Annotated in this window: 23 protein-coding genes; 19 read left to right on the forward strand and 4 right to left on the reverse strand. The window is 63.8% G+C overall.

Going from position 1 to position 23715, the window contains the following annotated elements:
- Positions 1–119 precede the first annotated feature (119 nt).
- From glmS to HLG82_RS02455, 10 genes are all read left to right on the forward strand, one after another.
- Positions 120–1976: a glutamine--fructose-6-phosphate transaminase (isomerizing) gene (gene glmS / locus HLG82_RS02410; RefSeq protein WP_193327140.1), complete on the forward strand. Its 1857-nt coding sequence runs from the start codon at positions 120–122 to the stop codon at positions 1974–1976.
- 126 nt (positions 1977–2102) lie between these two features.
- Positions 2103–3584 carry an NAD(P)H-hydrate epimerase gene (locus HLG82_RS02415; protein ID WP_193327141.1) on the forward strand — a complete coding sequence of 494 codons (1482 nt, stop codon included), beginning with the start codon at positions 2103–2105 and terminating at the stop codon, positions 3582–3584.
- On the forward strand, positions 3577–4695 hold the full coding sequence (gene alr, locus HLG82_RS02420; RefSeq protein ID WP_193327142.1) for an alanine racemase: 1119 nt from the start codon (positions 3577–3579) through the stop codon (positions 4693–4695). The genes HLG82_RS02415 and alr overlap by 8 nt, the downstream gene beginning before the upstream one ends.
- Before the next feature lie 37 nt (positions 4696–4732).
- A complete protein-coding gene (gene tsaE / locus HLG82_RS02425; RefSeq protein ID WP_193327143.1) occupies positions 4733–5251 on the forward strand; it encodes a tRNA (adenosine(37)-N6)-threonylcarbamoyltransferase complex ATPase subunit type 1 TsaE in 519 nt (172 codons plus the stop codon).
- 2 nt (positions 5252–5253) lie between these two features.
- Positions 5254–6135, forward strand: a complete 882-nt coding sequence (locus HLG82_RS02430) for a hypothetical protein (protein ID WP_193327144.1) — start codon at positions 5254–5256, stop codon at positions 6133–6135.
- Positions 6116–6784 (forward strand): tRNA (adenosine(37)-N6)-threonylcarbamoyltransferase complex dimerization subunit type 1 TsaB, encoded by a 669-nt coding sequence (gene tsaB, locus HLG82_RS02435; protein WP_193327145.1) that lies wholly within the window; start codon positions 6116–6118, stop codon positions 6782–6784. The genes HLG82_RS02430 and tsaB overlap by 20 nt, the downstream gene beginning before the upstream one ends.
- Before the next feature lie 3 nt (positions 6785–6787).
- The gene (locus tag HLG82_RS02440) at positions 6788–7321 is read left to right on the forward strand and encodes a GNAT family N-acetyltransferase (protein WP_193327146.1); all 534 of its coding nucleotides are present in this window, start codon (positions 6788–6790) and stop codon (positions 7319–7321) included.
- Positions 7322–7567: 246 nt separating this feature from the next.
- Positions 7568–8293 carry a succinate dehydrogenase cytochrome b subunit gene (locus tag HLG82_RS02445; RefSeq protein WP_246462268.1) on the forward strand — a complete coding sequence of 242 codons (726 nt, stop codon included), beginning with the start codon at positions 7568–7570 and terminating at the stop codon, positions 8291–8293.
- A gap of 15 nt (positions 8294–8308) precedes the next feature.
- Positions 8309–10279: a fumarate reductase/succinate dehydrogenase flavoprotein subunit gene (locus tag HLG82_RS02450; RefSeq protein WP_193327147.1), complete on the forward strand. Its 1971-nt coding sequence runs from the start codon at positions 8309–8311 to the stop codon at positions 10277–10279.
- Positions 10276–11019, forward strand: coding sequence for a succinate dehydrogenase/fumarate reductase iron-sulfur subunit (locus tag HLG82_RS02455; protein ID WP_193327148.1), 744 nt, complete (start codon positions 10276–10278; stop codon positions 11017–11019). Before HLG82_RS02450 ends, HLG82_RS02455 begins: the two co-directional genes overlap by 4 nt.
- A 343-nt stretch (positions 11020–11362) precedes the next feature.
- Here the strand turns inward: HLG82_RS02455 and HLG82_RS02460 are convergent, their stop codons facing one another.
- Both HLG82_RS02460 and HLG82_RS02465 read right to left on the reverse strand, forming a co-directional pair.
- Positions 11363–11467 carry a methionine/alanine import family NSS transporter small subunit gene (locus tag HLG82_RS02460; protein WP_193327149.1) on the reverse strand — a complete coding sequence of 35 codons (105 nt, stop codon included), beginning with the start codon at positions 11465–11467 and terminating at the stop codon, positions 11363–11365.
- Between the two features lie 9 nt (positions 11468–11476).
- Complete coding sequence (locus tag HLG82_RS02465; protein WP_193327150.1) at positions 11477–13066, reverse strand: sodium-dependent transporter; 1590 nt, start codon at positions 13064–13066, stop codon at positions 11477–11479.
- Positions 13067–13357: 291 nt separating this feature from the next.
- Between HLG82_RS02465 and tsaD the strand changes: the two genes are divergently transcribed.
- Positions 13358–14401, forward strand: coding sequence for a tRNA (adenosine(37)-N6)-threonylcarbamoyltransferase complex transferase subunit TsaD (gene tsaD, locus HLG82_RS02470; protein WP_193327151.1), 1044 nt, complete (start codon positions 13358–13360; stop codon positions 14399–14401).
- Positions 14402–14461: 60 nt separating this feature from the next.
- On the opposite strand, the gene zupT is transcribed toward tsaD, so the two are convergent.
- Entirely contained in the window at positions 14462–15283 is an 822-nt protein-coding gene (zupT, locus tag HLG82_RS02475; RefSeq protein WP_193327152.1) for a zinc transporter ZupT, read from the reverse strand.
- 51 nt (positions 15284–15334) lie between these two features.
- Positions 15335–16546, reverse strand: a complete 1212-nt coding sequence (locus HLG82_RS02480; RefSeq protein WP_193327153.1) for a class I SAM-dependent methyltransferase — start codon at positions 16544–16546, stop codon at positions 15335–15337.
- A 213-nt stretch (positions 16547–16759) separates the two neighbouring features.
- Here HLG82_RS02480 and groES point away from each other — a divergent pair, with 213 nt between their 5' ends.
- From groES to purD, 8 genes are all read left to right on the forward strand, one after another.
- Positions 16760–17056: a co-chaperone GroES gene (gene groES, locus HLG82_RS02485; protein ID WP_024963390.1), complete on the forward strand. Its 297-nt coding sequence runs from the start codon at positions 16760–16762 to the stop codon at positions 17054–17056.
- 207 nt (positions 17057–17263) lie between these two features.
- Positions 17264–17869 (forward strand): peptidylprolyl isomerase PrsA family protein, encoded by a 606-nt coding sequence (locus tag HLG82_RS02490; protein ID WP_193327154.1) that lies wholly within the window; start codon positions 17264–17266, stop codon positions 17867–17869.
- A 138-nt stretch (positions 17870–18007) separates the two neighbouring features.
- Complete coding sequence (purE, locus tag HLG82_RS02495; RefSeq protein ID WP_193327155.1) at positions 18008–18499, forward strand: 5-(carboxyamino)imidazole ribonucleotide mutase; 492 nt, start codon at positions 18008–18010, stop codon at positions 18497–18499.
- 86 nt (positions 18500–18585) lie between these two features.
- Positions 18586–19293 (forward strand): phosphoribosylaminoimidazolesuccinocarboxamide synthase, encoded by a 708-nt coding sequence (purC, locus tag HLG82_RS02500; RefSeq protein WP_193327156.1) that lies wholly within the window; start codon positions 18586–18588, stop codon positions 19291–19293.
- Between the two features lie 32 nt (positions 19294–19325).
- On the forward strand, positions 19326–20825 hold the full coding sequence (purF, locus tag HLG82_RS02505; protein ID WP_193327157.1) for an amidophosphoribosyltransferase: 1500 nt from the start codon (positions 19326–19328) through the stop codon (positions 20823–20825).
- Positions 20822–21865: a phosphoribosylformylglycinamidine cyclo-ligase gene (gene purM / locus HLG82_RS02510; RefSeq protein WP_193327158.1), complete on the forward strand. Its 1044-nt coding sequence runs from the start codon at positions 20822–20824 to the stop codon at positions 21863–21865. Before purF ends, purM begins: the two co-directional genes overlap by 4 nt.
- Positions 21862–22440: a phosphoribosylglycinamide formyltransferase gene (purN, locus tag HLG82_RS02515; RefSeq protein ID WP_193327159.1), complete on the forward strand. Its 579-nt coding sequence runs from the start codon at positions 21862–21864 to the stop codon at positions 22438–22440. Before purM ends, purN begins: the two co-directional genes overlap by 4 nt.
- Positions 22437–23708, forward strand: coding sequence for a phosphoribosylamine--glycine ligase (gene purD / locus HLG82_RS02520; RefSeq protein ID WP_193327160.1), 1272 nt, complete (start codon positions 22437–22439; stop codon positions 23706–23708). Before purN ends, purD begins: the two co-directional genes overlap by 4 nt.
- Positions 23709–23715 lie beyond the last annotated feature (7 nt).

The following is a 23715-nucleotide window of genomic DNA, read 5'->3' on the forward strand; positions in this document are numbered from 1 at the left end:
CCTCAAGTCTGCCAAGAACGGCACGGTTTCGCACATTCGTGGGCGGCGTGGGTGCGGCGTCGTCTCGCGATGCATCCCCCGCTTTTGTAGGACTTTTGGGCAGTGTAGATTCTGTATCCATGTGTGGAATCGTTGGATACATCGGACCTGTTCGCCCCTCACGCAAGCCCCTCGATGTGGTGCTTGAGGGCCTCGCTCGCCTCGAGTATCGCGGGTATGACTCGGCTGGAGTCGCCGTCGTGAACGAGGGCGGTATTGACGCGGTGAAGAGGGCTGGCCGCGTGCCTAACCTCGAGGAGGCGATCGCGGGGCGTGGGATTGACGGCGCCGTCGGCGCTATTGGCCATACGCGGTGGGCCACGCACGGCTCACCGACGGACGCCAACGCCCACCCGCACCTGTCCCCGGATGGGAGCGTGGCCCTTGTCCACAACGGCATCATCGAAAATCACGGCCAGCTTCACGCCGAGCTCGAGGCACAGGGCGCCGTCTTCGCCTCCGAGACCGATTCGGAGATCATCGCCCACCTGCTCGCCCCGGCCGTTGCCAAGCATGGGGACCTGACGCTGGCGATGCGCGAGGTGGTTGCCCGCCTCGAGGGCTCCTTCGCCATCGTCGCCATTGCTGCAAGCCAGCCGGATCGTCTCGTCGCCGCCCGGCGCAACTCTCCGCTCGTCGTCGGGGTGGGGGCCGGGGAGAACTTCCTCGGCTCGGACGTGGCCGCGTTTGTGGGACGCACGCGCACCGCGCTCGCGATCGGCCAGGACGAGATCGTGACGTTACGGGCGGACTCGATTGAGGTCAGTGACTTTTCCGGCACCCCGGTCCAGAGCGAGACCTACGAGGTTGATTGGAATCTTGAGACCGCAGTGACCGGCGGTTACGCCACCTTCATGGAGAAGGAAATTCACGAACAGCCCTTGGCCGTGGAGGAAACGCTGCGCGGGCGCACCCGCGATGGTCACCTGAGCCTGGACGAGTTGCGCATTCCCGAGTCGGAGTTGTGCGCGATCGACAAGATCATCGTGGTGGCGTGCGGGACGGCGGCCTACGCGGGGCACGTTGCCAAGTATGCGATTGAGCATTGGTGCCGCATCCCCGTCGAGGTTGAGCTTGCCCACGAGTTCCGCTACCGCGATCCGATCGTCAACGCCAAGACGCTCGTGGTGGCGATCTCGCAGTCGGGAGAGACGATGGATACCCTGATGGCGATCCGGCATGCCGCCGAGCAGGGCTCGCGTGTGCTGTCCATCGTCAACACCTACGGCTCAACCATCGCGCGCGAGTCCGACGCCGTCCTCTACACCCACGCCGGTCCCGAAGTTGCCGTGGCGTCTACCAAGGCTTTCACCGCCCAGATCGCGGCATGCTACCTGCTGGGCCTGTACCTGGCGGAGCTGCGCGGTAACAAGTTCTCCGATGAGGTGGCCACCTACCTCGACGAGCTTGCCCGCATGCCTGCCCGCATGGCGAAGGTACTCGAGCAGGAAGCGCAGATGAAGAAGCTTGCGCAGAGACTGGGGGAGGCCACTTCTGTGCTGTTCCTTGGCCGGCACGTGGGCTTCCCAGTGGCGCTCGAGGGCGCGTTGAAGCTCAAGGAACTGGCCTACATTCACGCCGAGGGTTTTGCCGCCGGCGAGCTCAAGCACGGTCCGATCGCTCTCGTCGAGGAGGGCCTGCCTGTTTTCATCCTCGTCCCGACGCCGCGCCGCGAGGTGCTGCATGCCAAGGTGGTCTCCAACCTGCACGAGGTGAAGGCCCGTGGCGCCCGCCCGATTGTCGTTGCGCAGGAGGGCGACGATTCGGTGAACGCCCACGCCGACGTCATCTTCCGCGTTCCTGCCGATACACCCACCTTGATGATGCCGCTGGTGTGCGTGATTCCGTTGCAGGTGTTCGCCTGCGAGCTTGCCCGCCAGAAGGGCTTCGACGTGGATAAGCCGCGTAACCTAGCCAAGTCGGTCACGGTCGAGTAGCACGACGCCGTCTGCCGCGCCGCGCGGGTAGCCCAGCTTTCCGTGTGGCGCGGTTTCGTATCTGGCGCCCAGGCCCTGTCCGCTATTCTTTGTGAACCGGCGTAGAGTTGGACAGAAGGAGGGTCAATGCATCGAGCTTATGAGAGCCAAGCTGTGCGGCGTGCGGAAGAGCCGCTGCTTGCAGCCGGCGAGGCGCTGATGCAGCGCGCTTCGTATGCTCTGGCGCAGGCGGCGATCGCGTACCTGCGCCGTGGCGGCAGGGTGGCTGGCTCGCGCGTGCTTGTGCTCGTTGGCCCTGGAAACAATGGTGGAGACGCCCTCTGTGCGGCGGCCCATGTGGCGCGGCGCGGAGCGGACGTGACGGCGATCCTGGCCGGGAAGGTTCATGCGCAAGGGCGAGAGGCGGCGCGCCGGGCGGGCGTCACGCTTCTTCATTTCGACGGCGCCGCCTCGCCCTCCCTCCGGCAGGCGGCCAGCGAGGCGGCACTGTGGATAGATGGCCTGCTCGGCATCGGGGTGCGGGGAGGAGCTCGCGAGCCCTTGGCGAGCTGGATCGCGGAATTGGCCGACATGAAGGCGGGCGGATCGTCGGCGCACGTCATCGCGGTCGATGTGCCCTCGGGCGTCGGCGTGGATGACGCAAGCCTGCCCGGCCCGGTGATTTTTGCTGATGAGACGGTGGCGATGGGATGCCTCAAACCCGCCCACCTGCTCCCTCCTGCCCAATATGCGTGCGGCGAGGTCGGCGTCGTTGACCTGGGACTGGAGGTGCACCTGCCGGCCGAACCGACAGTGGCTTCACTGGAAGGGGACGACGTTGCGGGCTTGTGGTTGATCCCGGGGCCGAACGATCACAAATACACGCGCGGCGTCGTGGGCCTATTGACGGGATCTGAAAGATATCCAGGCGCTGGGGTGCTCAGCGCCGCGGGTGCGCTGGGCGGCGGGCCCGGCATGATTCGATACGTGGGCCACAGCCCGGAGGTGGTGCGCGCCTTTCCTGAAATTGTTCCGGGCCCAGGGCGTGTGCAGGCGTGGGTCATCGGCTCGGGGCTGACCGAACTCGACAGCGCCGCGAGCACCCTCGCTGAGGCCGTGGAACATAGCATTCCTGTTGTCCTGGACGCCGGAGCCATCGCCCTCCTGGCGGATCGGCAGGTCCCCCAGAGCGTGGTCATGACTCCGCACGCCGGCGAGCTGGCGCAACTCCTCGGCTCGGACCGAACCCGCGTGGAAAGCCACCCCGTGGCGGCGGCGCGCCGCGCCGCGGACATGACGGGCGCCACCGTGCTGGCGAAGTTCGCTACCTCCATCGTGGCCAGCCCGACGGGCGCCGTCTACGCCCAGGCGGGCGCACCCGGTTGGGCAGGGACGGCCGGCTCGGGCGACGTGCTCGCAGGGCTCCTCGGCACGCTCCTGGCCGCTCACGCCCCGGCGGCGGCCGAGGACGGGATGCCCGCCAAGCTCGCCGCCGCGGCCGCCTACCTCCACGGGCACGCGGCCGCGCGGGCTGCAAGAACCTCTGGCGGCGGGGTCGGCCACCCGATCAGCGCACTCGACATCGCACATGCACTTCCCACGACGATCGGAGCAATCCTCCATGACTGAATTTCCCTCCCGTGCGCTGATCTCCAAGAGCGCATTCGTCAACAACCTCGACCGCATCAGGGACGCCACCTCGGCCGAGATTATGGCCATCGTCAAGGGCAATGCCTACGGCCACGGTCTTGAACGCATCGCACGCTGGGCCCACGAGGCCGGCGTTCGCTGGTTCGGCGTGGCGCAGCTGGCCGAGGCGCTCGAGCTTCGCTCCTACATTCCCCAGGCCCGTATCCTCACCTGGATCTACACCCCCGGCACCGACCTGACCGAGGCGCTAGGCGCCGAGCTCGACCTCTCGGTGGGCTCGGTGTGGGCGCTCGAGGAGGTCGGCAAGGCAGCCAAAGCGACGGGAAGGACGGCGCGCGTCCACATCAAGGTCGATACGGCCATGGCCCGCGGCGGCCTGAGCCCCCGCGAGCTCGACGAGCAACGGTGGCACATCGCGGCGCTGGAAGAGGAGGACCTGATCGACGTCGTCGGGCTGTGGTCACACCTGGCCCGGGCCGACGAGCCGGACCACCCGGAGACGGCCCGCCAAGTCGAGCGCTTCGAACAAGCCGGCGCCCTGCTGGCGGAGGCGGGAGTCGTGCCGAAGATCAGGCACCTGGCCGCTTCGGCCGGAACCCTGTGGCACCCGGCCACTCATTACGACATGGTTCGCCCCGGTGTGGCCCTCTACGGCCTGAGTCCCGACGCGTCGGTGCAGACCGCCTCCGACCTCGGCCTACGGGCCGTCATGAGGCTTGAAGCTGATGTCATGACGACGCGGGACGTCCCCGCCGGCACGGGAATCTCCTACAACCACACGTACGTCACGCCAGGGGAAGCACACCTCGGCGTCGTGCCATTGGGCTACGCGGACGGCATCGGCCGCATGGCCTCGAACTCCGCGTCCGTGACGATCAACGGTAAGACCTGCCCTATCCGCGGCAAGGTGTGTATGGACCAGTTCATCGTCGAAGGTGAGGGCATCGAGCCGGGCCACGTGGCTGTGCTCTTCGGCGACGCTCGGGAGGGCCTGGCCACGGCGGACGATTGGGGGGCGAAAACGCAGACCATCGGATATGAAGTCGTCACGCGTATCGGATCCCACGTTCCCCGCGTAGACGCCCCCTAGCGTCGCACGCGTAGAATGTCCCACAGAGGGAGGCACTATGAAGCTTGTTGTTCCAACTGTTGAAGCGATCCACCGGGTCGGCCGCGCGCTCGGCGAACTCGCCCAGCCCGGGGATCTCATCATGCTTAACGGCCCGCTCGGAGCGGGGAAAACCACCATGACTCAGGGCATCGCCGCAGGTCTGGGCGTCGCAGATCACGTGTCCTCGCCCACCTTCGTCATCGCCCAAATCCACCCCGGCCGCATCGACCTTGTGCATGTGGATGCCTACCGCCTGACCTCGATGGAGGAGCTCGATGCCCTCGATCTGGACGCCTCGCTCGAGGAATCCGTCACCGTTGTCGAGTGGGGAAGCGGCAAGGTTGAATCGCTCACCGGCTCGCGCCTCGAGATCGACATCGAGCGCCCGACGGGCGGCAACTCCGACATCGCGCCTGAGGATCTCGGTGGCGATGAGCCCCGCACCCTTACGCTGCGACCAACCGGAGAACGCGGCGCCGCGCTCGCGGACGCGTTGCTTGCGGACGTCGGCGATCTCGCATCGGCCACGGAGTAATCATGAGGAAGCTCCTCCTTCTGCTCGCGGTGCTCATGCTGAGTGCTGTGGGAACGGCGCAAGCCACAACCACCGCGCCGCCGAATGATGTGCAACCGGCGCCGGAGCATGTGCTGACCTGGTTCCGTGATAAGGCGCCCGCCACCGTGCGTTCCCACGGCAGCGAGGCATTCCCCAAGGCCGACACGGACGAGGTTGCCGCCATGAGCGTCGGTGCCCCGCAGAAGACGGCGGTCCTTGGTCGCGGCATCTCCCCGAACAAGGCCATCCAGACCTCCGAACGCTGGATCGCTCCGATCTACAGCGCCGACGATCCGGTGGGAGCTATTTCGGTCAATTTCGATGCCGAGGTCGCCAAGGACGAAATCGTGCGAGGCGACGGCCGCCTCGGCGCTGCCATTGCCCGCGCCGAAAAGGGCGTAGTTTTCCTGTGGGACTCCCAGCTCAGCGCGTGGTTCGCGTTGCGGGAATCCACCGTGGAGCCGGCCGACACCGCGGGCGCCAAGATCATACTCGGCGCTGTGCCCACGGTTGACTTCCTCGCCCAGCGCGAGCGCCTGCTGACGAGCTCCACCCCGGTGCCGGCCGCGCCCAAGGATGTTCCCGCGGTCACCGTCAATGAAGGCCGAAACCTGCCGGTCACGCTCGCCCTGATTCTGCTCGCCATCGGCGTTCTCGTCGGCTCACTGGTGTGGTTGCGTTCCGAGCGAGACGAATCCGATCCAGAACCCGCCTTGCCCGAGACCGCGCCAGCCATTCGCCGGAAGGGAATCGTTGGCGCGAGAGAATCGAAGATGAAATTCCGCGATTCGGGCACGAAGGTCAGCGTATACAAGTCACCCAAGAAGAAGGACAAGAATTCCAGTGGACTTTCTGACGATTGATTCATCGACCGGCATTGAGGTCGGCGTATGCCGTTCCGAGATGGGCCACTATCGTCAACTCGCCGCGTCGTCGTCGGCCTCCACACGCGAGCACGCCGAACAGCTGACGCCGCTGATTCGCACGGTGGTGGATCAGGCAGGCATCGCGCGTCCGGACGCGATCGTGGTGGGCACCGGCCCCGGCGCCTTCACCGGCCTGCGAGCTGGACTCGTGACCGCGCGCACGCTCGCGCGCGCCTGGAACGTGCCCTTGTACGGCCTGTCCACGCTCGAAATCCTTGGCCTCGCCGCTGCCGACCGTGGAGCCCAGGAGGTTGTAGCGATGATCGACGCGCGCCGCAAGGAGGTCTACGCGATGCGCGTGCGTCCGATGGGCGCTGACGACGTCGCCGTGATCGTCGCCGCCGACGTCATGGCGCCGGCCGACCTCGCCGACCAGCTGCGCCATGAGCCGGCAATCATCGCAGCGATGTCCGCCGATCTGTATCCCGAACTCGATGGCGTTGCGGAGCGCGCGATCGTGATGCCCACCCCGGTTGTCATGGCTCGCCTGGCTGAGTCGCGGCGCGCCCGCGCCGAAGCGGGGGAGGAGATCGACCTAGGCACCGAGCCTCAGTACCTGCGCCGCCCCGACATCCACGGGCAGTAGACGTTGAGTCCACTCTCGCCGCCTCCGGGCGGAACCGAGCCCGGCGGGACGCCGATCCCTGCTACACCGGCCCCGGCCGGCCTCGCGCTGATCCGCCCGGCTGCATCGTGGTGGCGAAAACTTGCGGCATTCGATGCGGCGAACTTCGGCCTTGATTCCTGGCCGGAGGCCGTGTGGGAGGCGGAACTGTGCGCCATAGACCGCAGCTACCTCGCCCTCGTCGCCGACCCGGGACCCATTCGCCCCGAGGGGCGCGTGGTGGGGCTCGGAGGCATCTCGCACGGTCCCGAGGCCGAGCTGCTCACCATCGCGATCGACGAACACCTGCGCGGGCGCGGCCTTGGGGCGTTCCTCCTGGGACATCTGCTTGAGATTCCGCGCGCGCACCGAGCCGAGGCCGTCTTCCTCGAAGTACGGTCCGCCGACGCCGGAGCGCAGCGCCTCTACGAGCGCGCCGGCTTCTACACGGTGGGTTTACGCAAGAAGTATTACCACGACGACGACGCCGTGTTGATGCGACTGGACCTGGCCCGGTAACTGGCCCCGACGGCGTCGTGAGAGTTGCCTGTGGGGCGGCCGAGCACGCCGGGCGAATAACGCACCCGTAATCTCACGAAAATCAAGGTTTACGGGCGCTTGGCGGGAATCCGTTGATTCGGTGCGACTTCCTGAGCGCGTGTCGCAAAAATGCTGCTGTGATCGCGGATAAAAACAGTCCAAGAATGGCCAAATCTAGGCCGTTCGGGCGATATATCAAGGGCAAGTTTTGATAGATTCGAACTCGTGGCTACTTCAACTGTTGATCATGTTAAAGGCCGTCGAACCACCGTCGCTTTGAAAATCGCGATGGCCGTGACGGGCCTGTTTTTTGTCCTATTCCTCCTCATGCACATGTACGGAAATCTCAAGATGTTCGTCGGTGCTGAGGCATACGATGGCTACGCGCATTGGATGCGCACGATCCTCTACCCGGTCCTCCCGCATGAGGGCACGCTGTGGGTCCTGCGCTTCGTGCTGCTCGCCTCTGTTCTTATCCACGCCTACGCAGCGATCAAGCTCTGGGCCCGCGCCGGCGGTGCCCGCGGCCAGGCCTACAAGGTAAACGCTGGCAAGAAGGTCACCTTCTCCCACTCCTACACGGGCTCCCTCATGCGTTGGGGCGGCATCGCACTTGCCTTCTTCATCGTTTTCCACATCCTGCAGTTCACTTCCCTTCACGTGAACGCGATCGGCGGGACCCACGCCGACTATGTGGCGATGGGCCCCTACCACCGCATGCTCGGTTCTTTCCAGATGGAGAACTGGTGGGTTTACGTCGTGTACCTGATCGCGATTGCCGCGCTGTCCTTCCACATCCACCACGGTGTGTGGTCGGCGCTGGCCACCCTCGGCCTGTCGCGCACCAGCCGCGAGAAGGCCTACAAGGTCGTCGCTAACCTGGCTGCACTTGCGGTCTTCGTTGGCTTCATGACACCGCCCACCGCGATCCTCTTCGGCATCATTTCTTAAGGAGGAGGAAAGAAAATGACTGAAAATCTCATTGACGGCCTCTACCGCGAAGGCGAAGCTATCGCGGACACCAAAGCTCCTGCCGGCCCGCTCGCAGAGCGCTGGGAGAAGCGCAAGTTCTCGGCCCGCCTGGTCAACCCGGCCAACCGCCGCAAGCTCAACGTCATCGTCGTTGGAACCGGCCTCGCCGGTGGCGCAGGCGCCGCCTCGCTTGGCGAAATGGGCTACAACGTCAAGGCGTTCTTCTACCAGGATTCGGCTCGCCGTGCTCACTCGATCGCCGCACAGGGCGGCATCAACGCGGCCAAGAACTACAAGAACGACAACGACTCCACCTACCGCCTGTTCTACGACACGATCAAGGGTGGCGACTTCCGCGCCCGAGAGTCGAACGTGTACCGCCTAGCTGAAGTCTCGGCGAACATCATCGACCAGTGTGTGGCACAGGGCGTCCCATTCGCCCGCGAATACGGTGGTCTGCTGGATAACCGCTCCTTCGGTGGCGTGCAGGTCTCGCGTACGTTCTACGCGCGTGGCCAGACGGGGCAGCAGCTCCTGATTGGCGCCTACCAGGCGCTCATGCGTCAGGTGAAGGCCGGCACGGTCAAGACCTACAACCGCCACGAGATGGTTGAGCTGATCGTCGTCGACGGCCGCGCCCGCGGCATCATCGCCCGCGACATGGTCACCGGCGAGATCGAGACCCACCTCGCCGACGCCGTCGTCCTCGCTTCCGGCGGATACGGTAACGTCTTCTTCCTCTCGACGAACGCCATGGGGTGCAACACCACGGCGATCTGGCGTGCACACCGCAAGGGCGCCTACTTCGGCAACCCCTGCTACACGCAGATTCACCCCACCTGCATTCCACAGCACGGAGAATCGCAGTCGAAGCTGACCCTCATGTCGGAGTCGTTGCGTAACGATGGCCGCATCTGGGTTCCCAAGAAGGCCGAGGATTGCAAGAAGGATCCTCGTGACATCCCCGAAGCCGATCGCGATTACTACCTGGAGCGCATCTACCCCTCGTTCGGTAACCTCGTTCCGCGCGACATCGCCTCCCGTCAGGCGAAGAACATGTGCGACGAGGGCCGTGGCGTTGGCCCCGAGATCGGTGGCATTGCTCGCGGCGTCTACCTCGACTTCTCCGAGGCTATCGAGCGCATGGGCAAGGACGCGGTTTCTGCCAAGTACGGCAACTTGTTTGACATGTACCAGCAGATCACGGACGAGAACCCCTACGAGGTTCCCATGCGTATCTACCCGGCCGTCCACTACACAATGGGGGGCCTGTGGGTCGATTACGATCTCATGTCTACGATCCCCGGCCTGTACGTGGCTGGTGAGGCGAACTTCTCCGACCACGGCGCCAACCGCCTGGGTGCTTCGGCGCTCATGCAGGGCCTTGCGGACGGCTACTTCGTCTTGCCGAACACCATCAACGATTACCTCGCCGATGGCCCGTTCGAGAAGCTTACTGAGGATCACCCGGCTGTAGTTGAAGCACGTAAGTCTGTTGAGGATCGCGTCGCTTTCTTTGTTAACAACCAGGGCACCCGCTCGGTTGACTCCTACCACAAGGAGCTCGGCCAGATCATGTGGGAGTACTGTGGCATGGAGCGTACCGCCGAGGGGCTGAAGAAGGCCATCGGCATGATCCGCGAGTTGCGTGCAGACTTCTGGAAGAACGTTCGTGTGCCGGGCAAGGCAGCCGAGCTTAACCAGTCTTTGGAGAAGGCAGGCCGCGTGGCCGACTTCTTTGAGCTTGGCGAGCTCATGTGTATCGATGCCCTGCATCGTCAGGAGTCGTGTGGCGGACACTTCCGCGCCGAGTCCCAGACGGAGGAAGGCGAGGCGTTGCGTCACGACGACAAGTACGCCTACGTCGCCGCTTGGGAGTGGACGGGTGAAGGCAACTCGCCGGTTCTCCACAAGGAAGACCTCAACTACGAATTCGTCGAAATGAAGCAGCGGAGCTACAAGTGAAAATTAACCTCGAATTTTGGCGTCAGGATGGCTCTAAGGACTCGGGCCATTTCGACACCCACACTCTCAACGACGTTGACGATACGGCCTCCTTCTTGGAGATGCTCGATCAGCTCAACGAGGAGTTGTTTGCCGAGGGCAAGGAGCCCGTGGCGTTCGACTCCGACTGCCGTGAGGGCATCTGCGGTCAGTGTGGCATCGTCATCAACGGCGATCCGCACGGCCCGAAGGTGACCACGACCTGCCAGTTGCACATGCGCACTTTCAAGGATGGCGACACGATCACGATCGAACCATGGCGTTCGGCAGCCTTCCCAGTGCTGAAGGATCTTGTTGTTGACCGTTCCGCTCTGGACCGCATTGTCCAGGCCGGTGGCTACATTTCGGTCAACACGGGGGCTGCGCCAGATGCGCACTCGGTTCCGGTTCCCAAGGAGCATGCCGACCGCGCCTTCGAAGCTGCCGCCTGCATCGGCTGTGGCGCATGCGTGGCTGCGTGCCCGAATGGTTCGGCCATGCTGTTCACCTCGGCCAAGGTTCTCCACCTCGGTCTGCTCCCGCAGGGGCAGCCCGAGCGTTACGACCGTGTCGTCAACATGCTCGCCCAGCACGATGCTGAAGGTTTCGGCGGCTGTACCAACGTCGGCGCTTGCCATGAGGCTTGCCCGAAGGAGGTCCCGCTTGAGCTGATTTCGCTGCTGAACCGCGAGTTGATGAAGGCTCAGGTGCACGGCCGCTAAGGCGATTTCGCCGGTGAGCTGGTAGCTCGCAGGTCAACAACTGAATACCACAGGGTGCCTCCCTCGCTGATGCGGGGGAGGCACGTGGCGTGTGGGCCTGCTCCGGCACCCGGGTTGCCGGGCGAGGTTGCCGGGCTAGGTTGGCCAGCCGACAACCCCAGGTGCGGGGCCCTGCCCGGCGGGCACGCTCAGGTGCCAGCCGCACCTGCCAAAAGCTGTGAGATTTTGTGGAATTTCGGCATGTGTGTTCAGCAAAAACCAAATACTCACAGGATTTGGTGGCGGTGAGCGCAAAGCAGGGGCCGGCATGCGGATAACGCCCGCATGCCGGCCCCCAGCTTACTTATTCAGCGTTGGTTGCCCTCACGTGGTGGACGATTGCGGCGGCGAGGCCGCCCCAAACGGTGACGAGGGCGATGATCATCATGACGATGGCGGAAGTTCCCATGGTGGCTCCTTAAAACTGCTCGGAAGGCTGGGCGGGAGTAGATGCTGGCCTGCTCGGCTTTGATTCGAGCGAAGCGCCGGCCTCGTGGAATACGACGGGATCGTAGTCGTCAACTGGCGTGCGCCAGGGGACGAAGGCCAGCACGAAGGAAACGAACGCGACGCCGACGATCATGAACCATCCGTACTGGTAGACGAACGTTTCGGGGTAGTCGCCGTAGCCTTCGGTGATGAGGCTGTAGCCGGTCAGGACGAGTGTGAGGGCAAGGATGCCCGGCGTGACGACGCCAACGAGCGCATACCACCACGTGCCGAGTTTCAGCGACGAGTAGTGGTTGAGGTGCTGGCGCAGAACGGGGAGTTTCTTGGCGATGAAGGTCACGAGGAAGGTCATGAGGATCGCTGCCGTGACGATGCCCAGTTCGTTGATGAACTTGTCGACCACGTCGAGGGCGTTGAGGCCGTTCGATGTGGAAAAGACGAAGACGGAGGCGAGGCCGGATAGGCCGGTGGCGGTCAGCGAGGCGAGCCGGCGGCCGAGCGCGAACTTCTCTTGGAGGGCGGCGGAGACCACCTGGATGAGCGACACGAGGGAAGTGAATCCCGCGATGACGAGGGAGGCGAAGAACAGCACGCCGAAGAGGGGCCCACCGGGCATGAGCGAGATGATCGCAGGGAAGGTGACGAAGGACAGGATTGGTCCAGTGATTCCCTCGAGATCTCCCACGCCGACGCCCTGCTGGGTGGCCATGTATCCGAGGGTCGCGAAGACACCGATGCCTGCGAGGATCTCGAAGGAGGAGTTCGCCAGGCCGGTGACGAGGCCGGTTGAGGTGACGTTGGTACGTTTGCCGAGGTAGCTCGAGTAAGTGAGCATGATGCCGAAGGCCACGGACAGCGAGAAGAAGATCTGGGAGTAGGCGGCGATCCAGACCTGTGGGTCGGCGAGGGCGGCCCAGTTGGGAGTGAAGAAGGCATCGAGGCCGGCGGTGGCGCCGGGGAGGAAGAGGGCCCGGATGACGAGGGCCGCGAAGATCACGATGAGGAAGGGGATGAAGAAGCGGGAGATCCTCTCGAGGCCGCGCGTGACTCCGAGTGCGATGACGATGGCGGCGGCCGTCCAGACGGCCACGAGCGGCCAGAAGATGCCGGGCACGACGTTGGCGCCTTCGCCGGGTGCGGAGAGCTGGAGGAAGTCTCCGACGAAGAAGTTCAGTGTGTCGCTTCCCCAGGCCTCGTTGAAGGAGAAGAACATGTATCGCACGGCCCAGGCCAGGATGACCGCGTAGTAGGTCATGATGACGAGGGAAATGACGACCTGGAACCACCCGAGCGCCTCCCACTTTTTGGAGATGCGCCGGAAGACGGCTGGCGAGGAGCCGCGATAGCGGTGGCCGAGCGAGTAGTCCAGTAGCAGGATGGGGATTCCGGCGGTGAGCAGCGCTACGAGATAGGGGATGAGGAAGGCTCCGCCGCCGTTGGTGTAGGCGACGCCGGGGAAGCGCCAGATGTTTCCTAGGCCGATTGCTGATCCGACTGCGGCGAGGATGAAGCCGTATTGGCCGCTCCATTGTTCGCGTTTCGTGTGTGGTTGGTTCATGCTCTGTTCTCCCTTGTGTGGCGGATGTGATGCCTCGTGCGGCGAGGTGTCACAGATATTGACTCGATTTTTGCGGTGTTCGGCCAAATTCTCGTAGGTGACCATATTGTGGACGGTGATTCCGTTGTGTGAAACGCCCGTCGGCTCGGTTGTGAGTTTTCACGACGCCGTCCGCCCGCTCTACGAGATCGCTCGCGCTGGGCGCGGGCCCGCTGGCCGTCAAGCCCGCCAGCGCTATGATTCCGCGCACCAAGCAAGGTGTCTGGGGTGAGGAGCGGTAGAGTATTGCCCGTGAATGAACTAATTCTTGGAATTGAAACCTCGTGTGATGAGACGGGTATTGCTCTTGTTCGTAACGGCGAACTGCTCGCGGATGTGACGGCGACCTCGATGGATGAATTTGCGCGCTATGGTGGCATCATCCCGGAGATCGCCTCGCGCGCTCACCTGGAGTCGTTCATTCCCACGCTCGATGCCGCCCTGGAGCAGGCAGGCGTCACTTTGGATGAGGTCGATGCGATTGCCGTGACGGCCGGACCGGGGCTGGTTGGCCCGCTGACCATTGGCGTTTCCGCTGCGAAGGCGCTGGCGCTCGCGCTTGATAAGCCGCTTTACGGGGTTAACCACATTGTGGGGCACATTGCCGTCGACCAGCTCGTTCACGGCGATTTCCCGGACCGTTTCATTGGTCTGGTGGTCTCCGGTGGGCATTCCCACCTGCTGAAGATCGATAATATTGCCAACACGATTGAGGAGCTGGGTGGAACGCTGGACGACGCCGCCGGTGAGGCCTTCGACAAGGTCGGCCGTCTGCTTGACCTGCCCTACCCGGGTGGTCCGCATATTGATCGCTTGTCTCAGCAGGGTGACCCGCACGCGATTAAGTTCCCCCGTGGCCTCTCTCGCGGAAAGGACAAGGTTTCCCATCAGTACGACTACTCGTTTTCGGGGGTGAAGACGGCTGTTGCTCGCCACGTCGAGGGTCTCCAGGCTCGCGGCGAGGAGCTGCCGAAGGCGGACATCGCGGCGAGTTTCTCGTTTGCGGTGTGTGACGTGTTGGTGGAGAAGGCGTTTGCCGCATGCCAGACGCACGGATGCGACACGCTCGTGGTCGGCGGTGGTTTTTCGGCAAACTCGATGCTGCGTGCCATGGCTGACGAGCGGGCGAAGGAGCTCGGTGTCACCGTGCGCATCCCTCCGATCCGCTACTGCACCGATAACGGCGCGATGATTGCGGCCCTGGGATGGTCGGTGGCCAATAGCGGCGAAGTTTCGTCGCCGCTGGACATCACGGTCAACACGGGTCTGCCTCGTGAGACGATCGTGGTTCGCTAATTGGCGAGAAAACGACGCCGTCTGTGGCCCCGGCTGGCAGACGGCGTCGTTAGTTGATTTCTAGAGCAAAAGCAGTGAGAGAGCCATGACGGCCATGCCAGCGATGAGGCCGAAGATCGCGTGATGGTGCTTGCCGAATTTTTCGGCCGATGGCAGTAGCTCGTCGAGCGAAATGTAGACCATGACGCCGGCGACGGCGGCGAGGGTGACGCCGAAGATGGTGTCGTTCATGACTTCGCGCAAGATGAGGTAACCCAGGACGGCGCCGACTGGCTCGGATAGGCCGGAGGCGAAGGACAAGCCGAAGGCCTTCTTGCGTGAGCCGGTTGCGAAGTATATCGGCACAGAGACGGCGATACCTTCGGGGATGTTGTGGATCGCGATGGCGATAGCGATAGGTACCGCTGTCTCGATGTCGTAAAGGCCGGAGACGAAGGTGGCGAAGCCTTCGGGGAAATTGTGAATGGCCAGCGCTAGGGCCGTCATGACGCCCATCCGCATGAGTTTGGCCTGGGTTTCGCCTTCTTTTTTGATGACGAGTGTCGGCTCGCCGGGGGAGGAGAGAAAGTCTGTTGAGGTGTGGAACTCGTGGGGGTTGGAGACCTCCGGCACGAGCCAGTCGATGACGGCAATGACGCCGATGCCTGCGAAGAACCCTGCGACGGTGAGCCACTGAGCGCTCGTGTTGCCGCCGAGGATCTCGGTTGCCGTGGGCATCATTTCAGTGAAGGACACGTACAACATGACACCGGCCGAGAATCCCAGTGCGAGGGAGAGCAGACGCGGTGTTGGTTTGCGGATGAGGAAGGCGATTGCTGCGCCGATTCCGGTGGCCAAACCGGCGAGCACGGTCAGCGCGAGTGCAAAGATTTCATTCGGCATGGATCCCTCGTTTCGGTTTGCCGAAAAGTCTTCTGGGTATTGCCGCGCAAGTCAAGCGACGGCGTCGTGAACCGAGCGCTCGCAGAGGAAGATGCGGTGCTTACCGGTGATGGTCGGCGTGGCGATGAGCGTGGCCTGCCCGGATAGCTTGGGGTTGAGTTTGAGCTTCTTGCGGAAAACTTCCGGGTCGAGGGGCGTGCCGCGTTTTTTGATCTCCACGCGGCCGATACCGAGCCTTGTCAGTGCCTTGCGAAGCGGTGCTGGCTCGGTGGTGAATACGTCGCGAATGGTGAAGGCAGTGAGGAAGGGCGAATCGATGGGGGTATCGCCGGTGAGGTAGGCGATGGAGTCTGCGATGGGTGCGATGCCGAACTCCTCGCACAGGGAGGCGATGGCGCCGGAGCGAATGATGGCCGGATCGGGTTCGAAGATGAACCGGCCCGGCTCGCGAGGCGCGACGACGACGTGCGGGGTGCGCGGGTCGCTCACGCCCGCGCCGCGTGTGGCGGAATTGGTGCCGGTGAGGACGAGGGCGCGGCGCCCGGGCGTCGGTGCCGCTTTGCCCAGCCAGATGATGGCTTCGATGAGCGTGCCGTCTGCGGAGATCCATTCGACGCAGGCGTCCGAGGGGAGCGCCTCGTAGTCAATGCCGGGGGCGATCTTGATGCCCGCGGAATCGAAGCGCGAGGCGATGTCGATGGCCTGGCTGAGCTTCGGGGACCACTCTTCGGGGTTCTTCAGGCGATGCCCCTTGCTGCGCCGGGCGGGGTCGATCCAAATGGCGTCGGCACCGAGTGAGACGAGGTCGACGTCAAAGGCGTTTGCCTCGATGACGTGTGCCTCGGGGAAAGGCGTGAGGTTGATGTACGCGGCGGCGGCCGCTTCGGGATCCATCTCGATGGAGGACGTGCGCAGGCCAAGCCCCGCAAATGCCATGGAGTCGGCACCGATTCCGCACCCCATGTCGATGACGTGCGTCGCGCCCGCTTCGCGCAGGCGGGCCGCGTGGAATGCGCCAACACTGAGGCGGGTGGCTTGCTCGAGGCCGTCTTGGGTGAAGAGCATGCGGCTGGCGAAGGGACCAAATTTTTCGCGGCCGCGCTCGCGCAGGCGACTTTGGGTGAGCGCGGCGGCGATGAGGTCGCGATCGTAGCCATCGCGCGTCAGGCGTTCTGTCAGGGTCAAGACGCTCAATGAGTCGTAGGGCGGGAGGGTTTCGAGAAGGTCCCATCCGGCAGAGCTGAGGAGTTTGTGGAATGACACGATCCCATCGTCTCATAATCGGGACGCACCGGTTTGGCGGAGGTTGGGGGAGCGTTCGCGAGGAGCGAGGCGACGTGGTTGGCACTCGCCTTGATCGAGTGCCAAAAGGGCGTTAATCTTTATTTCGGTAGCAAACGCTACGAACTGGTGTTGACCGGCCCCCGCGACGGCGGTTAGCCAGCGAGAAGTTTTTGAGATAGAAGGAGGAACCGCATGACGGTCTCCATTAAGCCGCTTGATGACCGCATCGTCATCCAGCAGGTTGAAGCTGAGGAAACCACCGCGTCTGGCCTTGTTCTGCCGGACACCGCTAAGGAGAAGCCCCAGGAGGGCAAGGTCGTGGCTGTGGGCCCGGGCCGCATTGATGACAACGGTAACCGCGTGCCCATGGATCTCGCTGTGGGTGACACCGTGATTTATTCCAAGTACGGAGGCACCGAGGTCAAGTACGGCGCGGATGAGTACATCATTCTCTCCCAGCGTGACGTTCTGGCGGTTGTGACCCGCTAGTTTCCGCTCATGAAGACGAGAACATCCCCCGGAGTCTGCTCCGGGGGATGTTCTATTGGTGAGCGTCCCTAACCCCTGCGAATACCGATTCTCGTCGGGTTCGCCGCGAAATACAGGCTTTTGCGCAGAGGTTAGGGACGCGGGCACACTATTCCTATGTGATATGCGACATAGTATTGTGGCAGAGGGAAGGAGATAGGTGACGCCATGAAAAGGACTTGCGCGATTCTTTGCGGCTGCCTCCTCTTGAGCGCGTGTGCGAGTGGGAATGCGGGCATTGGCGTTCAACGACTAAGAAGCAACGCGATCACCACTGACGATGGCTATGCTGCGATGGAGGATAGGTATGAGGTGACGATAGCTGAGAAGACCTATGCCCTTGCTTCCGATGCTTGGTTGCCTGACGAGGAAGGCGCTTTGCGTCAGTTTTATGAAGAACAACGAGCCGGTCTCGAGCGGATTGGCGCCATGGTCGGGTTCCAAGAATTGTCGGACGCTAACGCGGAGGATTACGCTGCGCGGGTCATCCCGATCGTTGCTGCGACCGAGCATGAGGGGCAAGAGGTGACGGAACAAGATCGGCAGTATGCCCGAGAGATTCTCCACATGTGCTTCTTGCTTTCCGGTGATGAGAAAGCGCGTGGGCTGCGCAAAACGTTGGATGAGATTGTCGGGCTGGATCCCGCTTCTGACGCTTTTGCCTCGCACATTGAGCGGCTATCTGAATATCTTCCGGTACTCGCAGCCGATAACGGGCAGTTCGTGCGTGATGCCTGGGATATCTCGCTCAAACGGCGTAGTGAAGGTACCTGAGAGCGCGCTGTCCTAATAATGAGACGAATAACCGGAGATCCGTCCCGACCAGCGAGACATAATTTGCTTCCTCGGTTTCCTTGAGATGAAATAACGACGTCGGCGCCCAGTCGGCATCGCCAAACAGGGGGAGAAACAGTGCTCAAGGTGGGAATCGTCATGGGAAGCGCGAGTGATCTTCCCATCGTTCGCAAAGCGGCCAACATGCTGGACACCTTGGAAGTTCCCTACGAGGTTCACGTGTTCTCGGCGCATCGCACGCCTGATCAGGCGGCCGAATTTACCCGCAACGCGCGCGAGAACGGGATCGGCGTCATCATCGCCGCTGCAGGAATGGCCGCACACTTGGCTGGCGCCGTCGCCGCCAACACCACACTGCCTGTCATTGGCATCCCGCTGACCTCCTCCCACCTCGACGGCATGGATGCTCTGCTCTCCACCGTTCAGATGCCGCCGGGAATGCCCGTCGCCACCGTTGCCATCAATGGGGCGAAGAACGCGGCCATCCTCGCCGCGCAGATCATTGCACTCACCGATCCACAGCTTGTCGCGCGTATCGAGGCTGACCGCGAGGCCACGCGCGCTTCCATCCTCGAAAAGAACGCGGTAGTAGAAGCCGAATTCAACTAAACCAGAGGGCGCCGAGCAGGCGCCCTCATATTTTTCTTCGCAGGCCACACATTCACAGGCCCACCCACCACACAAAGGAATCGAACATGTACGGACCTCAACTTTATGAAGGCAAGGCAAAGAAGGTTTACGCAACGGACAACCCCGCCCACGTCGTCGTGTCCTATAAGGACGACGCTACCGCTTTCGACGGCCAGAAGAGGGGCACCATCGCGGGCAAGGGCGTGGTCAACAACCGCATGTCGAACCTCGTGATGCGCGTCCTTGAGGAGCACGGGGTGCCCACACACTACGTCGAGGAACTCAATGAGCGTGACACGGTCGTGAAGAAGGTGGACATCGTCCCGCTCGAGGTCATCATCCGCAACGTGTCGGCTGGCTCGTTTGCCAAGCGCTACGGCGTGGAGGAGGGCATCGTCTTCGACGCCCCCACGATCGAGTTCTCCTACAAGGACGACGCCCTGGGAGACCCACTCATCAACTCCTACCATGCGCTTGCCCTGAAGCTGGCTAGCCCTGAGGAGATCGAGAAGATCAAGGACTACACCTTCACGGTCAACCGCGTCCTCACGGAGTATTTTGCCACCCTCAACCTGCGTCTCGTGGACTTCAAGGTTGAGTATGGTCGTCTGGCCGACGGCACGATCGTGCTCGCCGACGAGATTTCCCCCGACACCTGCCGCCTGTGGGACCTCGACACGGGCGAGAAGCTGGATAAGGATCGCTTCCGCCGCGATCTGGGCGGCGTCGAAGAAGCTTACGCCGAAGTGATGAAGCGAGCACTGGCCAAGTAACGCCGCGACGATCTAAGGGAGCTAGGGCCGCAATGGCAATTGAAGAAGAATGCGGAGTGTTCGGGGTTTTCCGCCCCGAGGCCGCCCGCGTGGCACTCGATTCTTACTACGCGCTGTATGCGTTGCAGCACCGTGGCCAGGAGAGCTGCGGGATCGTTGTGAACGACGACGGCGTGTTCGCCGAGCATCGCGACCTCGGCTTGGTCGGCGACGTCTTTAGCGCCGACGTGCTCGAGCGACTCGGTACCGGCGAGATGGCCACCGGCCACGTTCGTTACGGCACGACGGGTGCGCGCAGCCGGGTCAACGCCCAGCCACTGGTGGTCAACCACATGAAGGGCACAATGGCGCTCGCCCACAACGGCAACCTCGCTAATGCCGCCGAGCTTCGCCGCGAGCTCGAGGGGCGCGGATCCGTGTTCCAGACCAGCACGGACACCGAGGTTATCTCTTACGAGATCATCCATGCGCGCCTCAAGACGGCCTCCATCGAATCGGCCGTCGAGGCCGCGATGGGCCGCCTGGTGGGCGCCTACTCCCTCGTCGTCATGTCGCCCAAGAAGCTCCTCGCCGTGCGCGACCCGCACGGCTTCCGTCCGCTATGCATCGGCACGCTCGACGACGGCGGGGTGGTCTTCGCATCCGAGACCTGTGCCTTACACGCGGTGGGGGCCACCTATCTGCGCGACGTGGAGCCCGGTGAAATCGTCATCGCCGAACGCCCGGAAGTCGCCGATCCGGAGGTGCCTATTCGGTTGCGCTCGATCCGCACCCATTGCGGCACGAAGCCGCACTCGGCCTGCGTTTTTGAATACATCTATTTCGCACGCCCGGATTCGGACGTGGATGGCATGAGCGTCCATATCGCCCGCCAGCGTGCGGGGCGTTTTCTTGCCCAGGCTCACCCTGTGGAGGCGGACATCGTCATTGGTGTGCCAGATTCCGGCCTCGACGCCGCCATGGGCTTCTCCCACGAGTCGGGCATTGCCTATGACACCGGTTTCATTAAGAACAAGTACATCGGGCGCACCTTCATCTCGCCGGGTCAGTCGAGCCGCGAGCGCGGCGTGCGGATCAAGCTCAACCCGGTGCCGTCGGTGGTGGCGGGCAAGCGCGTGGTGTTGGTCGACGATTCGATTGTCCGCGGCACCACCTCCAAGCGCATCATCGGCTTGCTGCGTGAGGCCGGCGCCACCGAGGTTCATTTCCGCGTCTCGGCCCCGCCGTTCCTCAACCCGTGTTACTACGGTACGGACATCGATTCGCGGGATAACCTCATCGCCTGCCATCTGAGCGAGGAAGAGATCCGGGAGGAGATCGGCGCCGACTCGTTGGGATACCTCAGCATCGAGGATGCGCGCCGGATGGCTGAGCCCGCGAAGATTGGCGGCTTCTGTACCGCCTGCTTCGATGGGAATTATCCGACCCCTGTGCGCGCGGAGGTTGACCGCTACACACTTGGGCTCTCGACCGGCCAGCCGAAGCCCATGGACCGACCCACGATTTCTCAGGTGAAGGAGGCTCGTCCGTGACTAGCCAGTCGTATTCGGAATCGTATGCCGCGGCGGGCGTGGATATCACCGCCGGGTATCGCGCCGTGGAGTTGATGAAGACTCACGTGGCCCGCACGCGCACCCCGGGCGTGCTTTCCGGCCTCGGCGGTTTCGGTGGGATGTTTGCGCCCGATGTTGCGGGCATGTCCAAGCCGATCCTCGTCTCGGGCACGGACGGCGTGGGCACGAAGCTCAAGCTGGCCTTCGCGCTTGACCGCCATGACACGGTGGGTATCGACTGCGTGGCCATGTGCGTCAACGACATTGTGTGCGTGGGGGCGCGCCCGCTTTTCTTCCTCGACTACATTGCCTGCGGCAAGAACGTCCCTGAGCGCATCGAGCAGATTGTGAGTGGAATCGCGGAGGGCTGCGTGCAGTCCGGCGCCGCTCTCATCGGCGGTGAAACCGCGGAGATGCCCGGTTTCTACCCCGAGGACGAGTATGACCTTGCGGGCTTCGCCGTGGGCATGGTGGACGAGGAGAAGATGGTGGTGGGCGACGCCGCCCCCGGTGACGTTGTGCTCGGGCTTTCTTCCTCCGGCGTTCACTCGAATGGATTCTCGCTTGTCCGCAAGGTGTTCGCACAGCCCGACTCGCTCGCGACTATCTACCCCGAGCTGGGCCAGAGCCTGGGCGAGGCGCTCCTGACCCCGACGAAGATCTACGTCAAGCCCGTGCTTGCGCTCGCCGAGGTTGTTGCCATCAAGGCGATCAGCCACATCACGGGCGGGGGCCTGTTCGAGAACTTGCCGCGGGCACTGCCCGCCGGCCTGGGGATGCGCATCGACACCGCGGCGATTGCACGCCCGCCAATCTTCGATCTCCTCGCGCGCGAGGGCAACATTCCCGCACGCGACATGTACAACACATTCAACATGGGGCTGGGCATGGCGATCGTCGTCGCTCCCGATGACGTCGACGCGGCTCTCGCCGTCCTCGCCGCTGCGGGCGAGCCGGCCACGGTCGTCGGCGTTGTGACCGAGACTGAGGGTATCGAACTGGAGGGCGTCCAGCTGTGAAAGTGGCGGTGCTGTGCTCGGGTGGAGGAACGAACCTCCAGGCGCTCCTCGACGCCGAGCGTGCCGGCGCATTTCCCCACGCGAAGATCGCGCTCGTGGGGGTGGACCGGGACTGTTACGCGAGGCTACGCGCCGCCGCGGCGGGCATCCCCACGATCGAGGTGAGCACAACGAACCTGGCGCGCGTGCTGGAGAAGGCGGGCATCGACGTCGTCGTGTTGGCGGGCTTCCTCGCCATCGTGCCACCCGCGGTCACCCGCGCCTACGCCGGGCGCATCATCAACATTCACCCCTCGCTCCTGCCTGCCTACGGGGGCAAGGGGATGTACGGGCTACGCGTCCACGAGGCCGTGCTCGCCGCGGGGGAGACCCGCACGGGTGCCACGGTCCACCTCGTCACCGACACCATCGACGGCGGGGAGATCCTGCTTCAGCGCGACGTCGACGTGGAGCCGGGGGACACGGCCAAGACCCTGCAGGCCCGCGTCATGAAGGAGGCCGAATGGAAAATTTTGCCGCAGGCCCTGGCGGAGCTGACGGCGGACCTCGCACAGCGCGGGAAGGGAAAACAATGAAGGTTTTGGTCATCGGATCGGGCGGACGCGAACACGCGATCGTGCGCAAGCTAGCCGAGAGCCCGCGCGTGGACGAGATCGTCGTGGCGCCGGGCAACGCCGGCATTGCGCGGGAAGCAGGCGGCGCCGCCATCACCTGCGTGCCTATCGGCGCGATGGAGATTGACGCGCTCGTCGCCTATGCGCGCGAGGAAGGCGTGGACTACGCCGTCGTTACTCCAGACGACCCGCTCGTGGCCGGAGCTGTGGATGCCTTCACCGTCGCAGGTATCCGCAGCTTCGGTCCTACCAAGGCCGCCGCGCAGATCGAGGGCTCGAAGTCGTTCGCCAAGGCCTTCATGGCACGCCACGGCATCCCCACCGCAGGTTACGCCGTTTACGACGACGAAGCCTCGGCCCTCGCACACATCGCCACCTGCGACCTGCCCGTCGTGGTCAAGGCCGACGGCCTGGCGCTCGGCAAGGGCGTGACCGTGGCGCTGACTCGCGAGGAGGCCGAGACGGCCGTGCGCGAGGCGATGGGCGGCCGCTTCGGACGGTCCGGCGAGCGCCTCGTCATCGAAGAATTCCTCACTGGCCCGGAGGTTTCCGTCCTGGCCTTTAGCGACGGGAAGACGATTCGCCCGATGGTGTCCGCCATGGATCACAAGCGCCTCCTCGACGGCGACCGAGGCCCGAACACCGGCGGCATGGGAGTCATCGCCCCCAACCCGCTATATACCGCCGAGGTTGCTAAGCGTTGCGAGCGCGAGATTTTCGGGCCCACCGTGGCCGGGCTTGCCGCCGAGGGCATGCCCTTCACCGGGTGCCTCTACTTCGGCCTCATTCTTACCGCCGACGGGCCGAAGGTCATCGAGTATAACTGCCGCTTCGGCGACCCTGAGACCCAGGTAGTCCTGCCGCTCCTCGAATCTGACCTCCTCGACATTTTCGAAGCTACCTCCGCCGGCACACTCGCGGACGTGCCCGTCGACTTCGCACAGGGCGCCGCCGCCTGCGTCGTCATGTCCGCCGAAGGCTACCCCGCCGCCCCGCGCAAGGGCGACCCCATCGACCTGCCCACCGACCTCGAGCAGCACGTCGTCGCCGCCGGCGTCGCTGAGCGGGACGGCCAGCTACTGACCAACGGCGGCCGTGTACTCGGCGTCTGTGCCCGCGCCTCGACCCTCCCCGCCGCCCTCGACCTCGCCTACGAACGCGTGCGGCGCATCTCCTTTACCGGAGCGCACTACCGCACCGACATCGCCCACCAGTTCCGCCAGCACTAAGGATCCC

This window comes from Trueperella pecoris (assembly GCF_014926385.1).
GTDB classification, from domain to species: domain Bacteria; phylum Actinomycetota; class Actinomycetes; order Actinomycetales; family Actinomycetaceae; genus Trueperella; species Trueperella pecoris.